Consider the following 14,964-nt stretch of genomic DNA (forward strand, 5'->3'; position numbering starts at 1 on the left):
GACCCGTCTCAATGGGTCGAAGAACCGGAAGTGGGGGTGAACTTGTCGTAGAAGATGCGATCGGTGTCGAAGTCGTGCATGAAGAGCACCGGGGTCAGCGCGTCGATCATCGGCGGCGGGCCGCAGGCATAGACATCGCCCGCGCCGTCGATCCCCAGCTCCTTGAGATGGCTGTCGACGTATTCATGCACGAAGCCGCGCGCGCCCTCCCATCCGTTGGCCTCGTCCTCGTGGCTCAGCACCGGGATGAACTCGACGGTTGGATGCGCGGCGGTCAGCGCGGCGATCTCGTCGAGCTTGAACAGGTCGCTTTGCGAGCGGGCGCCATAGTAGAAATAGACCGGGCGGTCCTCGCCGCTGGCGATGTGGTCGTTCAGGATCGACCAGACCGGTGACATGCCCGAGCCCGCGCCCACCAGGATCACCGGTCCCTGTCGGTCCTCGCGTCGGAAGCACATTCCGTAGGGGCCTTCGACGCGGACGTCGGCGCCGGCTTTGATGCCGCCGTCGTCAAGCTCGTTGCTGAACCGTCCGTCGGGGTATTTTTTGATGATGAAGCCGAGTTTCTGGGTTTCGCTCGGCGGATTTGCCATGGAGAACGAGCGTGTAATCTCCTCCCCCGCTTCGGTTTTGACCGTGATGTCGACATATTGGCCCGCCCAGAATTTCAAAGGCGCATCCAGTTCGATTTGAACCCCGCGAATGTCATGGGTGAGTTTCTGGAAGTCGACGATCTTGCCGGAGTATTGCTTGACCGGAATGGATTTCGACAGCACCTCCTCATCATAGTTGAGAAGTTCGATCTCGAGATCGCTGAACGCCAGCGACCGGCACATCAGGATATGGCCGCCGTCCTTTTCCATGTCGTTCAGCGCGAATGTGGAATAATTCTCCATCTCGCTCTCGCCGTCGAGCTGGACGCATTTGCAGGCCGAGCATTGGCCCTCCTTGCAGCCGTGCGGCAGGGCAATGCCCTGGCGGAACGCGGCGTCGAGGATGTATTCGCCGTCTTCGACCTCGAATTCCACACCGACCGGTTCCAATCGGACGTTATACGTGTCCGTCATCGTGTCCTCCCTTTCATCGACGCGCCGTCTGACGCCTCGGGGTGCGGGGGCCGGATGCGGCCCCCGCGGTCTGCGATCAGTTGCAGGGGTTGATGGTGAAGCCGGCCTGGTATTCGGCGATATGCGCCGCGCGGTCGGCCTCGTTCATGTTGCGCAGCATGTTCAGCGGCGAACGCAGGGTGTGGCCGCGCACATGCTCGAGCTTCCACATGTCCTTGTTGTCGAAGCGCAGGTGCGGCTGGGCGGTCAGGGTCTCGCCGTCGTCGCGGACGAAGTTGAGGTCCTTGATCGCATCCGCGAGATCCCAGCCGTCATAGACGCTTTCCCATTCGCGCTTGCCCGAGAACTTGCCCATTGCCGGGGTCGGCCGGCCCTGGAATTCATCAGAAAAGGCCTCGACCGCGGTCCAGCGGTCCAGCTCATGGGCAAAGGTGTGCAGCTCGCCGTCGATCTCGTCGACCACCATGTCCTCGCGGATCAGGCAGGGCACGAGGCAGGACCAGCAGCGGTGCGGATAGACATAGCCGGTGTCCTGATTGAAGGTGACGACGGTCTCGCCCGGCTTCGACAGCTTGGCGTACCATTTCCAGAACTCGCCGAACTCGGCGTACCAGCCCGGGTACTTGTGCTCGAACCACTCGAAGTCCTTCTCGGTCTGGGCCTCGATCCGCCAGAAGTTGACCGGCCAGCCGACGGCAAAGAACTGTGCGACCTTGTGGACGTAGTTCTTTTCGGTGATCCGCTTCCAGGCTTCCTGAACGTCGTCGTGGTGCACCTTCACGCCGTATTTCTCGAGCGGCAGCATGTAGGTCCGGTAGTAATCCTCGAAGATCCAGCGGTGCCACATCTCGGCGTAGGATTCCTTTTCCTTGTCGCGGTTGGTGGTGCCGTATTCGATGAACGTGCCGATGGCGGCGTCGACGATGGCATGGTTCTGCCAGAAGGCGTATTTCAGGTCGCGTTCCAGCAGAAGGTGGTTCTCGGGCTCCTTCAGCGCCGCCATCAGCAGCGAATGCCCGTTGCCGATGTGGCGGCTCTCGTCCGACTGGACCGAGAGGAACACCGTGGGCAGCGCATAGTCGCCATTGCGCGCCGCTTCCGACGGCATCGCCACGAAGAGCGTGTTGGTAAAGGCGGTCTCGGCCACGACGGTCAGATACATGCAGGCGGCGGTCATGGTGTCGCCGGTGATGAACCCCTCGCCGAACTGCCGGCCGATGGTGGTGGCGTAGCACTTGCCGAAGGCCTCTTCGGTGATGTCGAAACCGGCCGGATCGATGTAGTTCTCCATGTACCACTTCTTCAGGTTCATCTGAATCGTGGAGTGGCGGAATTCATCGACCATCTGCATGGTGAAGCCGGTGCGCAGGTCCTCGCCCGGCGACAGGCGCGCCACCATGGCCATCGAGCGCGCGGCCGAGATCTCGGGGAACGGGATGATCGCCAGAAAGAGCTTCATCCACTCGATCCAGCGGGGTTCGACATTGCGGAACATGTCACCGCGCAGGGCGGCATCCAGCGCGCCATAGACCCGGTTGTCCTTTTCCTCTTCCATCGGGAAGTAGGAGCGCAGGACCTGCTTCATCGGGTCGCGCGGGGCCTTGGTGATCTTGTAATCCGTCGGGAAGGTGCTGGCCTCCTGCACGTAAGACGGATTCCATCCGAGATCGGAGATCTTCTTGGTGGCCTCCCCAACCGAGATACCACGTTGCGACGTGATCTTGTTAAGCGTCAAAGTCATGCCATGAGCCTCCTTACAGCTCTGCGGCCGGGTGCCCGGCCTGTTGGCGGCTTTTGCCGTTTCGTTTGCGCGCCCGGGGGCGCCGGTTCTCGGCAAAGGTTGTGGAGATCGCGCTCCCGTCCTTCGTTCTTGCTGCCGCCCGTCCGGTGGACGCCGCGGCTTGTGCCCTACTTGTGGCAAGACCGGTTCCAGAATTCGGGCTTTGTAAAAGTCGCGCGGTATTTTTTCGCTAATACGCTGATATAGAACGTTTATTTTTGATGAAATTTCTTGCGCAGGTTTTCGGGCCTACGGTCGTGACGCGCCGAAAAGGGCCAGAGTGTCGCAGAACGTTACACCCTGTTTCAGCCGCGACATTACACCGCGTTACACCCGTCAGCGGCGGCCCGGTCAGGTATGCAACACGAAACGGCGCCCGGGTGAGCCGGACGCCGTTCTGTGTTCGGTCTCGGGAGGGAATGAGAGGTGGAGATCAGGCCCGCAGCCGGCGTTTTGCGGCTGCCGGAACCCCGATCTCCCGCCGGTAATTCGCCACCACCCGCCGCGAGATCGCGATGCCTTCGCCTTCCAGCAGCGCCGTCAGCCGCCGGTCGGACAGTGGCTGTCTCGGATTCTCGCCCGCCAGCAAGGCGCGAAGCCGTGCCTGCACCGCCGGTTTCGACTGTGTCGCCGCCGCCGAAGCCGCGCCGCCGAACAGCGTCCGTGCGGCGGTGATCCCGTTCGGACCCTCGATCAGAAGGCCGTTCAACACCCGGCTGACGGTGCTGAGATGAAACCCGGTCTCCGCCGCGATCTCGGACATGGTCATCGGTGCCAGCGCCGCCGGCCCGTCGCGGAAGAAGGCGCCCTGGCGCGCGACGATCTCGCCCACCACCTGCCGCAGGGCCGAACGGCGGATCGCCAGCGCCTGTTTCAGCGCCCGCGCCCGGGCCAGCGCCGCCCGCGTCTCGGCGCCGGTGCCGCGCGGCACACCGGAGATGGCGACATCCTCTTGCAAGGACGACAGGAATTCGATCTCCCAGCCATCGCCTGTGGGGGTCAGCCGGACATCGGGTTCACGCATCAGCGTCGGATCGCTGGAAAAGCCACTGCCCGGCTTGGGATCGAGCTGCCGCAGCTCCGCGAGGCAGGCCTGCACCGTCTCTGCCGCCAGCCCGGTGGCCGCCACCAGACCTGCCGGGCCGCCGGTTTCGAGCACCGGAAGATGGGACAGCACCAGCCGCATGGCCGCGCTCATCCTGTCGCGCTCTTCGAGTTGAAGCCGCAGACATTCCTGCAAGTCCCGCGCGAACAATCCCGCCGGCTCGACCCGTTTCTGCACCAGCCGCAGCGCCGCGGCGATCAGATCCTGTCCCAGCCCCAGCCCCTCGGCAATCTCGTCGACCCCGCGCCCGAGCCAGCCCGACGGCTCCAGCTCGGCGACCAGCGCGGTGATCACCCGGGCCATCAGCCCGCCCTGCCCGATCAGCCCGGTAAGCTCACGGAAAACGTGGTCATAAAGACTGTTGGCCTCCGCCACCGCCGCCATTTCAAGCACATCGGTGGCCCCGGGCGCCAGCGGTCGTGGCCGCAGCACCAGCATCGGATTGTCGCGAGCCGCCTCGGCCAGATGGGCGTCAAGCTCGGCCGCCGACATCTGCAACAGCCGCACCACCTGGCCCAGCCGGAATACCTGGCTTTGCCGTGCGCGCAGGTGCAGACCCGGCCTCATGTGCCCGCCTCCCGACAAAACACTGGCCCTGCGCCGCCCGGCCCGGCTATCCTCTGTGAACGAACCTCAGGGACCGCTGCGAGATGAGCCAACACCCCCCGATCGGCGGTATCGTGCCGCTTGACGGCGCCGCGCCCGAATTGTCCTATCCCGGTTTGTCGCCGCAGCTTCTGGCGCGGATTACCCAGCTCTGGTCGGCCGCCGGCCTCGATTTCGACAGCCATTGGCGCCTGGCCATCCGCAGCCTTCAGGGCTTTCGCGCACTGCCCCGCGTCGAGACCTCGGCCAGCAGCACCGATGTGGATCTCGTGTTCCTGTTCGATCAATCCGTGATCTGGGTGCGGGCCTTGCATGGTGCTGCCAATGCCGGGCGACAGCAGGGCACGCCGGGGCTGAGCCCGGCGCAATGGCACGGGCTGGCGGCGATCTCGGCGCGGCTGACCGAACAGCTGGCGGCGCTGCGCCTGCTGGCGCTGACCGACCTGCCGATGCCGGCGATGCAGATCGCGCGCGCGATCTCGGAAGATGTCGACATGGCGCTGGTGATCCTGATCCGCCGCAAACTGGCGGCGCGCTTTGCCGCCTGCCGCACCGCCGAAGAGGCCAGCGACTTCTGGCGGCGCCATATCGCCGGCGGCCGCGCCTTTCGCAGCATCTCGGAACGGCTTTATGCCGTGGGCATCGATCATTCCGCCGACACCGACTATGCCAAGTGGCGCAAATCGGTGCTGACGACGCTGGGGGCGGCGGTACACAGCAATGCGCTGTCCACCGGCGTGCCCGCCCGGCCGCAGGACCATGTTCTGCTGAACGGCGACTCGCTGCATTTTGCTACCTTCCGCATGCATGAGCTCTGCGCCTTTGCGCAATTGGTCGAACCCGCCCTGACCCGGGCGCTGAAAGCGGCGGCCCGCGACGAGACGCAGCCCAGCCCGCTGGCCGCCCTGGCCGCGCCGCTCTGCGACATTCTCGTCAATCAGATCCAGAGTCTTTCGGCGCCGCCCACCGCCCCCCGGCAGACGGCGAAACGTCACTAGTGCTTGACGTCCTGCGGCGTGCCGAGGCGGTTCTCCGCCACCCAGCGCGCCGCCAGAACCAGCGCGCCGGCGGCAAAATCCTTGCCGTGGTCCTCGACCATTTCCTCGGCCACCTTGGCCAGTTGCTGAAAGTAGCGGTCCTTGCTTTGCTCTTCCGTGGTCAGCGCTTGTGTCATGGGTCTCCCTCCCTGAAGTTTCGTCTTACTTGAACATGTTGTTCGGAAATGTCGCGATCGACAGCCCGCCGTCGGTGCCGCCAATGGCAAGATGCGCGCCATCGTCGGACCAGGCCAGCGCGGTCACCGCATCGCCAGTGCCCTCGCGCACCAGCATCTCGTCGCCATGGCCGATGCGGCAGAGCATCACCAGCCCGGTGCCATATCCCACCGCGCAGAGATCGCGGCTGGGGTGCACGGCGATCCGGTCCACCAGCGTCAGCCCCGGCTTGCCGGTCTCGATCGGCGTGCCGTCGTGGGTGCCGAACGGCAGATCGGGCAAGCGCCAGCCGACAACGCGAAAGGCCCCGGAGGCGACCATCGCATCGGCCGCCGGGCTGACAGCCACATTGTGCACCGGCGCCGGAAAATCGACGATGCGGTCGGCCGTGCCGGCCGCGACATCGACCAGCAGCAGCGCCTTGTCGCGGCAACCGCCCAGCAGCCAGCGCCCGCAGGGCGACCACGTCAGTTCGAGCAGATCGCCGGCACAGGCAATCGTCGAGCCAAGCGCCGGCTCTTTGACTCCCACAAGGCTCACCTGCCCGTCGCCCCAGCAGGCAAGCCGGGTTTCATCGGCCGAAACTGCAATCCGCGCGACCGCATGCGGCAGTTCGAGACAGGCGATCTCGGCGCCGCCCGCCTCGGCCAGAAGCGACAGCCGGCTGCCGAAACCCGCCGCCAGCAGGCCGGCCCGCGGCAGCGCCGCCAGCGCCGTCGGCGCCAAACGCGGGGCGGCGTTCATCGCCAGCACCTGGCCACGGGCGGTGGCGCGCCACAACAGGCCGGTTTCGGCATGGGCAAAGGCAAGCCCCTGATCGCCCAGGCGGCCGGGCCGGACCTCCAGCCGCGCGACCGGCACCTCGGTGATCACCGGCGGCGGCAGCGGCTTGGTTCTCGGGCGGATGTTGGCCCGTCCGGTATCGGCCTCGACCCGCACCCGGCTGTCCGGGCTTTCGGCGTCCTTGACCGAAACGAAGGCCAGCCGGCCATCCGCCAGCAGCGCCGAGAGCGCGCTGCCGCTGGCGTTGAAGGCCAGGCCTCTGACCTCGGTTTTCAGCGCCCATGTGCGGGCGATCAGATCGAAAAGCGTCATCGCTTGCGGCGGTTTGTGTTCGGTCATTCAACTGTCCTTCCTGACGGCGGCAGCCAGCTCTTCGTCGAGCGACGAGAGCGCCTGTTCCAACCGGGTGATCCTGTGGAGATTGTCATCCAGCGCGGCCGCGTTGCGCGCCATGGCCGCTTCGTGCTCGCTGTCGGTCACGCCGTCGCGGGCGTCTTTCATTTCGAGCACCATCATGCCGCTCGCCTTTTGGTTCAGCCGCATCTGTTCGGTATTGGCCTCCGCAATCGCCTGCGTGGCTGCCAGGCGGTCGCGGAGGATGGCGTCGATGTCGCGCAGCCGATCTGTCATGGCATCCCCCGGCCTTCGGCGGGCAAAGGGCCGGGCCAAGGCCGCACGTCTCCGGGGCCCCCGGACTGCTCCTGGGCCAAAGGTCTGTCGCGCATCGTCTCCCCTCCCCGGATGGCCGATGGTCTTGAGTGGCGAACAGGCTAGCCCAGCAACTGGGTGACGCAATGTTTTCGGGCGCGGCGGGCGGAATTCGCGGCATTTTCGGGCCGCGCGCCGCAAGAGTGTAAAGTTGCGTTACGCTTCCGTTCGCGCTGTGTAACGGCGCGTTCCACAGGTGGCCTCGCTGCATTGCGGAAGGCTTTTCCGGGTTGGCGGCCCGGGCGAATCAATTGCTTGATCCCGGGCATGGCCGAATGGGCTGCCCGTCCGGTGGCTGAGACCGGTCAACGGTAGGTGCGCGCCTCCATCGGCGTGGCCTCGATGGCGTCGAGGATGCCGTGCAACAACAGGTCTTCGGCGCGGTTCTTGACCGCCCGGCTGTTCCAGACAACATGCACGTCGATCGCCGGCAGATCGCTGTAGGGCGGCAATTGCCAGAGCAGCCCGTCGCGCACATCGCGCGCCGCCACATGCACCGGCAGCGGCCCGATGCCGAGGCCGGCGATGATCATTCGCCGCACCTCTTCGAGATGCGACGAGATGCCGGTGATGCGCTGGCCCAGCTCGGCCTGGGCGCGCATCAGCGTGACCGGCCGCAGCACGTCCTGAAGCCGGTCGGTCTCGAAGCTGACCGAGGCATGCCCGGCGAGATCGGCGAGGCTAAGATCGTCGCGCCCGAACAGCGGATGCGCCGGGCCGCAGAACAGCCCGAAGAATTCGCGGTAGAGCCGGCGGTACTCCAGCCGCGGATTGTGATCGCGCACCAGGCAGACCGCAAAGGAGGCGCGCTTGGCCATCACCTCGGCGATCGCATCGGCGCTGGAATGCACCTCGATCGACAGGCTGGCGCGCGGATGGGCGCGATGAAATTCGGCCAGCGCCTGATCGAGCAGCGGGCAGACCACATGGCTTGCGGCGCAGATCTTCACATGGCCCTGCACCTCGTCGGTCAGTTCGCGCACCAGCGTCGAGAGCCGCAGCACCGATCCGTTGATCTCGACCGCCTCGCGATAGAGCAGACGGCCGGCATCGGTCAGGGCGAAATGCCCCGGCGACCGGTCGACCAGCTTGCGACCCAACCGCTCTTCGAGCCGCCGCAGCGCCGCCGAAACCGACGGCTGCTTGAGCCGCAGGCGTTGCGCCGCCTCGGTGACAGACCGGCTGTCGGCCAGCACCACGAAGGTGCGCAGCAGGTTCCAGTCAAGCTCGCGGGCAATGCGCTCGGGTTCGAAATGCGGATCGTTGTCGGGGGCGTCGGGCCGATCAGGCGGGATCATAGATTTCATCTATATTGAAAATTCCGATTATCTATTTGATCTATGATTGCCCGCTTCGCATGCTTTGCGCAAGTTTCATCACACGAGAGAGCGGATGTCCGTCGAAGCCCGTGAGGCACGCCAACCCTGGATCCTACTGGCCCCTGCCCTCAGCGCGGTGACCCTGCTGCTTTTCGTGCCGCTGGTCTTTATCGTGGTCTACAGTTTCTGGCTGCGCAGCGCGACCGGTGCGGATCTGCCCGGCTTCCACCTCGACAACTGGCGCGAGGCGCTGACCGACCGGTTTTATCGCGACATCCTGATCTCGACCCTGCGGATTGCCGCCATCACAACGCTGGTCTGTGCGCTGATGGGCTATCCGGCGGCCTATTTCATTGCCCGCTCGCGCGGCAACAAGATGATCCTGCTGTTGCTGCTGATGCTGCCGTTCTGGATCAGCTACATCATCCGCACGATGAGCTGGATCAACATCCTCGGCGTCTCCGGCGCGCTCAACACACTGCTACTGGGCATCGGGGTCATCAGCGAGCCATTGAACATGCTCTACAACGAGGCGACCGTGATCCTCGGGCTGGTGCATTTCCTGCTGCCCTTCATGGTGCTCAATGTCTTTGTCTCGCTCGACGGCATCGACACCAATCTCGAGGATGCCGCCAATTCTCTGGGCGCCACGCGATGGCAGGCGTTCCTGCAAGTCACGCTGCCGCTGTCTCTGCCCGGCCTCGCCGCCGGCGGGCTGCTGTGTTTCGTGCTGGGCGCCGGCACCTATATCACGCCGCTGGTGCTGGGCGGGCCGCGCGACGCGATGTTTGCCAACCTGGTCTTCGAGGCGATCATCACCCAGCTCAACTGGCCGCTCGGCTCGGCGCTGAGCCTGATGCTTCTGGTGGTGCTCGGCGTGCTGGTGATGATCTACAACCGCTATCTCGGCATGGCGCAGTTGATGAAGGGGCTGGGCTGATGCGCTGGGGATGGCAGGCGATCCGACTCTGGACCGTGCTGGTCTATGGCTTCATGTTCCTGCCGGTTGCGGTGGTGGTGCTGCTGAGCTTCAACGCCAGCCAGTTCGGTGCCTTCCCGATGACCGGGTTTTCCCTGCGCTGGTTCGTCGAGCTGGCGCAGAACGACGCCATCATGCGCGCCTTTCGCACCTCGATCGTTCTGGGCCTGCTGACGGCGGCGATCTCGACCACGCTCGGGGTGCTGGCCAGCCTCGCCCTGGTGCGCTACCGGGTGCCGGGCGCCAATGCGATCTCGACCCTGCTGATCGCGCCGATCCTGGTGCCCGAGGTCGTGCTGGCGGTGGCGCTGCTGCTGTTCCTCAACTTTCTCGGCCTGCACAAGAGCTTTGCCCTGCTGCTCTTCGGCCATGTGATCTTTACCCTGCCCTTCGTGATCCTGGTGGTGCAGGCGCGGTTGATCGCCATCCGCCGCGACGTCGAGGAAGCGGCGATGAGCCTGGGCGCCAGCCCGGTGCAGGCCTTCTTTCAGATCACCCTGCCGCTGATGCTGCCAGCGGTGCTGGCCGGGGCGCTCTTTGCCTTCACCATCAGTTTCGACGACATCACCGGCACGCTGTTCTGGAAACCCGGCGGCGTCGAGACCGTGCCGACCCAGATTTTCGCCATGCTGCGCAATTCGATCAGCCCCGAGATCAACGCGCTTGGCACCGTGATGATTGTCATGACGGTCGGCCTGCCCCTGCTCGGGGCGGCGATCGCCCGACATCTCGCCCGCAAGAGCGGCACCTGAGAACCGCCTGCACCCATTCACCCGACAAGGAGACGACAATGACCCGAAAGATCGACAACACAACCCGATACGAACGGCTGCGCGAACGCTACATGAACGGCGGGCTGGAGCGCCGCCAGTTCCTCGGCCTGCTCGGCGCGGCCGGCGCGGCCTACGGGCTGGTGACGCCCTACCGCGCGCTGGCACAGACCGTAAGCCAGGTGCGCTTTGACGGCTGGGGCGGCGTGGTCTCCGAGGCACTGCGCGAAAACGCCTTTGACCCCTTTACCGCCAAGACCGGCATCGAGGTGGTCGATGGCACCTTTGGCGGCGCCGACGAATACCTGTCGCGGATCAAGGCCAGCCAGCCCGGCGAATTCAACATCGCCCATCTCTCGGGCGTGTTCGATTACGCGCGCTATCACAACCTCGGCCTCAGCAGCGAGTTGAACGAAGACAACATTCCCAACCTGAAATTCGTCATTCCCAAGCTGACCGAGGTGTTCCGCAAGGTGACCAACGGCACGCTGAGCTGTGTGCCCTACGACTACGGCACCACCGGGCTGGCCTACAACCGGGCCTATATCTCGGACGCGGAGATGCAGGAGAAAGGCGCGCGCATCCTCATCGACGAAGCCCACAAGGGCAAGATCGGCGGCTGGTCCGACTGGCGCACGCGGATGTGGTACGCGGCGCTGCAAACCGACCAGGATCCCAACGGCATCACCGACGAAGAGGCCGCCTGGGATGCCGTGCGCCAGCACCGCGACCTGGCGCTGAAGTACTGGAACTCGGGCGCCGAGCTGATGAGCCTGCTGGCAGAAGAGGAAATCCATGTCACCGAAGGCTGGTCGGGCCGGATCTTTGCCTTGCAGGAACAGGGCCATGACATCGGCTACATGGATCCGCCCAATGGCTTTGGCTGGCAGGAATGCATGTTCGTCATCAAGGGGTCGCCGATGGAGGCCTGCGAGGAGCTGCTGAACTTCATGCTGGCACCGGAGACCGCGATCGCCGTGGCCGAGGGCCAGAACTACCCGCCGGCGCTCGACCCGCAACAGATCGACCTCGGAGCCAAGATACCGACCCTGCCGGCCTTCGATCCCTCGGGCACGCTCGACGGGCTGACCTTTGCCGATCCGGCCTATTGGAACGGCCGCGAGGCCGATTGGTCGAAAACCTTCGGCCGCGTGCAGAAGGGCTACTGACACCTCCGCCCCCTCCGGTTGCCGGAGGGGGCCCTGACCGGAGACATTCCCCGTGAGTTCCGTCGTCCTCGACAATATCGTCAAGCGGTTCGGCAGCTTTACCGCCGTACACCCCACCAGCCTCGAGATCCCCGAAGGCACCTTCCTGACGCTTCTGGGCCCGTCGGGCTGTGGCAAGACCACCAATCTGCGGATGATCGCCGGATTGCTCGATCCGACCGAAGGCGAGATCCTGATTGGCGGGCGGCGGGTGAATGACGTGCCGATCCACAAGCGCAACCTCGGGATCGTGTTCCAGAACTATGCGCTCTTTCCGCACAAGAGCGTGGCCGACAACGTCGCCTTTGGCCTGAAATACCGCGATGTGCCGAAATCCGAGATCGCCGGCCGGGTGCAGGCGGCGCTCGATCTGGTGCAGCTGCCGGATGTCGGCGGGCGCTATCCGCGCGAACTTTCCGGCGGCCAGCAGCAGCGCATTGCCCTGGCCCGCGCCATCGTCATCGAACCCGATGTGCTGTTGCTCGACGAGCCGCTCTCGGCGCTTGATGCCAACCTGCGCGAGGACATGCGCGTCGAGCTCAAGCGCATCCAGGACAAGATCGGCGTGACCACGGTGTTTGTCACCCATGACCAGTCCGAGGCTCTGGCGATGTCCGACCGGATCGTCGTGATGAGCGCCGGACGGGTCGAACAGGTCGGCACCCCGGAAGAGGTCTACAACCGCCCGGCCAGCGAGTTCGTCGCCAATTTCCTCGGCGCCTCCAACATCCTCGAAAGCCGTTGCACCGACACCGGGCGCGATGCCGTGCAGCTCGACGTGCCGGTCTTTGGCGCCGTGCCGGTGCCGGTCGACAAGGCCCCCGAGGTGCGCCCCGGCCCGGCCAAGCTGGTGCTGCGCGCAGAAAAGCTTCTGTTGCTGGCCGAGGATGCCGAGGCGCCAGGCATGGTGACCGCCCCGGCCGTGGTGGAAACCGTGGATTACCAGGGCCAGACCGTGCGCTATTTCATCCGCGCCGGCGACCGGCAGTTGCAGGCGATCAACATGATCGACGGCCACCCCTTTGCCAAAGGCACCCAGGTCACCGCCGCCTTCCGCCCGAGGGACTGCGCCGGGCTGCCGGGGGCATGACATGAGCAATCTCTTCTACCAGGGCCGCGGCCGCAAGCCGGTGCTGGACCAGGCGCGCGGCGTCTATATGTGGGACAAGAACGGCCGCCGCTACCTTGATGGCTCTTCCGGTGCCATGGTCTGCAACATCGGCCATTCCAACGAGAACGTGCTGGCCGCGATGCGGCGGCAGATGGAGAAATCGACCTTCGGCTACCGCCTGCATTTCGAAACCGAAGCCTCCGAGACACTGGCCCGCCGGCTGGCCGGCAAGATGCCCGAGGGGCTGGACCGGGTGTTCTTTGTCTCGGGCGGCTCCGAGGCGGTGGAAAGCGCGCTGAAACTGGCGCGGCAACATGCGCTTGCCCGGGGCGCGCCGCGGCGCTGGAAGGTGATCTCGCGCCGCCCCTCCTATCACGGCTGTACCCTGGGCGCGCTGGCGGTCACCGGCTATGCGCCGCTGACCGAGCCCTTCGCGCCGATGATGCAACAAATGCCGATGATCCCGGCGCCGCGCGCCTATCTCGAGGGGTTCGACCCGACCGCCCGCGAGACCGGACAGCATTATGCCGACATGCTCGAGGCCCGGATCGAGGCCGAGGGGCCGGAAAGCGTGCTGGGCTTCATCCTCGAACCGATCGGCGGCGCCTCGACCGGGGCGCTGGTGCCGCCGCCGGGCTATCTCGAGCGGGTACGGGCGATCTGCGACCGCTTCGGGGTGCTGCTGATCGCCGACGAGGTGATGACCGGCGCCGGGCGCACCGGCGCCTTTCTCGGCGGCGATCACTGGGGCCTGCGGCCGGATATCTTGGTCATGTCCAAGGGGCTGGGCTCGGGCTATGCGCCGCTCGGGGCGATGGTGGCCGATCGGCGTCTGGTCGAGCCGGTGCTGGATGCCGGCGGCTTTGCCCATGGCTTCACCTATGCCGGCAATCCGCTGGCCTGCGCCGCCGGGCTGGCGGTGATGGAGGAGATCGACCGGCAGGACCTCTGCGCCAATGCCGCCGCCATGGGCGAAATCCTGTTGGCGCGGCTTGGCGGGCTGATGCAGCGCCACGAGATCATCGGCGACGTGCGCGGCAAGGGCCTGCTCACCGCCTTCGAATTCATGTCGGACCGCGCCACCAAGGCCCCCCTGCCGAAACATCTGAACGCCCATCAACGCTTTGTCGACATCGCCTACGACCGCGGGCTGATCGTCTATTCGCGCCGCACCCGTGACGGGCTCGAGGGCGATCACGTGCTTGTCTGCCCGCCGCTGATCCTGAACGGCGGCCATATCGATGAGCTGATCGACGGTCTGGATGGGGCGCTGGCCCAGCTCACGCAAGAGATCGCCCCGGCGATGGAGGCGCAGTGAGATGTCCAGGATCCTCATCACCTGCGCCATCACCGGATCGATCCACACGCCGTCGATGTCGCCACATCTGCCGGTGACGGCAGAAGAGATCGCCCGCCAGTCGATCGCGGCCGCCGAGGCCGGCGCGGCGATCCTGCACCTGCACGCCCGCGATCCCGAAACCGGCCGCCCCTCGTCCGATCCGGCGCATTTCATGGCTTTCCTGCCGCGGATCAAACAGGCCAGCGGCGCGGTGCTCAACATCACCACCGGCGGCAGCGCCACGATGACACTGGACGAACGGCTGGCGGCGCCGATCCGGGCCGAGCCCGAAATGTGCAGCCTCAACATGGGATCGATGAACTTTGCCCTCTACCCGGCGGCGGAGCGCGTCACGGAGTGGCAACACGACTGGGAAAAACCGTTCCTCGAAACCTCTGACGATCTGGTGTTCAAGAACACCCCGCGCGACATCGCCGGCATCCTGCGCCAATTGGGCCAGGAGCGCGGCGCGCGGTTCGAATTCGAATGCTACGACGTCGGCCATCTCTACATGCTGCGGCATTTCGCCGATCGCGGGCTTGTGGCGCCACCGTTCTTCATCCAGTTCGTCTTTGGCGTCCTCGGCGGCATCGGCCCCGACCCCGAGAACCTGACCCACATGAAGACCATCGCCGACAAGCTGTTCGGCGACGGTTACATGTTCTCGGTGCTGGCCGCCGGGCGGCACCAGCTGCCGATGGCGACCATGGCCGCCGCCATGGGCGGGCATGTGCGCGTCGGGCTGGAAGACAACCTGATGATCGCGCGCGGGCAATTGGCGCCCGGCAATGCGGCACAGGTCGACAAGATCCGCCGGATCGTCGAAGCGCTGGGCCGCGAGGTGGCCAGCCCCGGTGACGCCCGGCAGATGCTGGGCCTCAAGGGCGCTGACAGGACGGCGATTTGATGGCAGTGACACCAAAACCGGCCAGAGACGCCGCCCCGCATGAAGCGACCCCGCAAGAGGCCGCCCCA

The 14,964-nt window shown here is 65.6% G+C and carries 14 protein-coding genes; 7 read left to right on the top strand and 7 right to left on the bottom strand.

The annotated features are described in order from the left end of the window. Positions 1-8 precede the first annotated feature (8 nt). From BMW90_RS04120 to BMW90_RS04130, 3 genes are all read right to left on the bottom strand, one after another. Entirely contained in the window at positions 9-1,067 is a 1,059-nt protein-coding gene (locus BMW90_RS04120) for a 2Fe-2S iron-sulfur cluster-binding protein (RefSeq protein ID WP_074835133.1), read from the bottom strand. A 76-nt stretch (positions 1,068-1,143) separates the two neighbouring features. After that, positions 1,144-2,808: an aromatic/alkene/methane monooxygenase hydroxylase/oxygenase subunit alpha gene (locus BMW90_RS04125; protein ID WP_074835134.1), complete on the bottom strand. Its 1,665-nt coding sequence runs from the start codon at positions 2,806-2,808 to the stop codon at positions 1,144-1,146. A 472-nt stretch (positions 2,809-3,280) separates the two neighbouring features. Continuing rightward, the gene (locus BMW90_RS04130) at positions 3,281-4,519 is read right to left on the bottom strand and encodes an RNA polymerase factor sigma-54 (RefSeq protein ID WP_074835136.1); all 1,239 of its coding nucleotides are present in this window, start codon (positions 4,517-4,519) and stop codon (positions 3,281-3,283) included. Positions 4,520-4,602: 83 nt separating this feature from the next. Between BMW90_RS04130 and BMW90_RS04135 the strand changes: the two genes are divergently transcribed. Beyond that, positions 4,603-5,556 (top strand): hypothetical protein, encoded by a 954-nt coding sequence (locus BMW90_RS04135; RefSeq protein ID WP_074835137.1) that lies wholly within the window; start codon positions 4,603-4,605, stop codon positions 5,554-5,556. Here the strand turns inward: BMW90_RS04135 and BMW90_RS04140 are convergent. The 4 genes from BMW90_RS04140 to BMW90_RS04155 form a co-directional block, all read right to left on the bottom strand. Then, the gene (locus tag BMW90_RS04140; protein ID WP_048530918.1) at positions 5,553-5,732 is read right to left on the bottom strand and encodes a hypothetical protein; all 180 of its coding nucleotides are present in this window, start codon (positions 5,730-5,732) and stop codon (positions 5,553-5,555) included. The two genes, BMW90_RS04135 and BMW90_RS04140, sit on opposite strands and share 4 nt — an antisense overlap. 25 nt (positions 5,733-5,757) lie before the next feature. Next, positions 5,758-6,894 (bottom strand): WD40 repeat domain-containing protein, encoded by a 1,137-nt coding sequence (locus BMW90_RS04145; protein ID WP_074835138.1) that lies wholly within the window; start codon positions 6,892-6,894, stop codon positions 5,758-5,760. Then, positions 6,895-7,185, bottom strand: a complete 291-nt coding sequence (locus tag BMW90_RS04150; RefSeq protein WP_074835139.1) for a hypothetical protein — start codon at positions 7,183-7,185, stop codon at positions 6,895-6,897. A 383-nt stretch (positions 7,186-7,568) separates the two neighbouring features. Continuing rightward, on the bottom strand, positions 7,569-8,561 hold the full coding sequence (locus tag BMW90_RS04155) for a LysR family transcriptional regulator (protein WP_074835141.1): 993 nt from the start codon (positions 8,559-8,561) through the stop codon (positions 7,569-7,571). Positions 8,562-8,655: 94 nt separating this feature from the next. Between BMW90_RS04155 and BMW90_RS04160 the strand changes: the two genes are divergently transcribed. The 6 genes from BMW90_RS04160 to BMW90_RS04185 are packed head-to-tail and all read left to right on the top strand — an operon-like array spanning position 8,656 to position 14,896. Then, positions 8,656-9,522 (top strand): ABC transporter permease, encoded by an 867-nt coding sequence (locus BMW90_RS04160; RefSeq protein ID WP_048530910.1) that lies wholly within the window; start codon positions 8,656-8,658, stop codon positions 9,520-9,522. Further along, positions 9,522-10,313 carry an ABC transporter permease gene (locus BMW90_RS04165; RefSeq protein ID WP_048530908.1) on the top strand — a complete coding sequence of 264 codons (792 nt, stop codon included), beginning with the start codon at positions 9,522-9,524 and terminating at the stop codon, positions 10,311-10,313. Before BMW90_RS04160 ends, BMW90_RS04165 begins: the two co-directional genes overlap by 1 nt. A 38-nt stretch (positions 10,314-10,351) precedes the next feature. Next, complete coding sequence (locus tag BMW90_RS04170) at positions 10,352-11,500, top strand: extracellular solute-binding protein (RefSeq protein WP_244526422.1); 1,149 nt, start codon at positions 10,352-10,354, stop codon at positions 11,498-11,500. 52 nt (positions 11,501-11,552) lie between these two features. Next, positions 11,553-12,629 carry an ABC transporter ATP-binding protein gene (locus BMW90_RS04175; protein WP_074835142.1) on the top strand — a complete coding sequence of 359 codons (1,077 nt, stop codon included), beginning with the start codon at positions 11,553-11,555 and terminating at the stop codon, positions 12,627-12,629. A gap of 1 nt (position 12,630) precedes the next feature. Beyond that, a complete protein-coding gene (locus tag BMW90_RS04180; protein ID WP_074835144.1) occupies positions 12,631-13,968 on the top strand; it encodes an aminotransferase family protein in 1,338 nt (445 codons plus the stop codon). 1 nt (position 13,969) lies between these two features. Beyond that, positions 13,970-14,896 carry a 3,5-dioxohexanoate:acetyl-CoA acetone transferase gene (locus BMW90_RS04185; RefSeq protein WP_074835145.1) on the top strand — a complete coding sequence of 309 codons (927 nt, stop codon included), beginning with the start codon at positions 13,970-13,972 and terminating at the stop codon, positions 14,894-14,896. Positions 14,897-14,964 lie beyond the last annotated feature (68 nt).

Origin of the sequence: Marinovum algicola (genome assembly GCF_900109145.1) — a bacterium.
Classification (GTDB): Bacteria; Pseudomonadota; Alphaproteobacteria; order Rhodobacterales; family Rhodobacteraceae; genus Marinovum; species Marinovum algicola.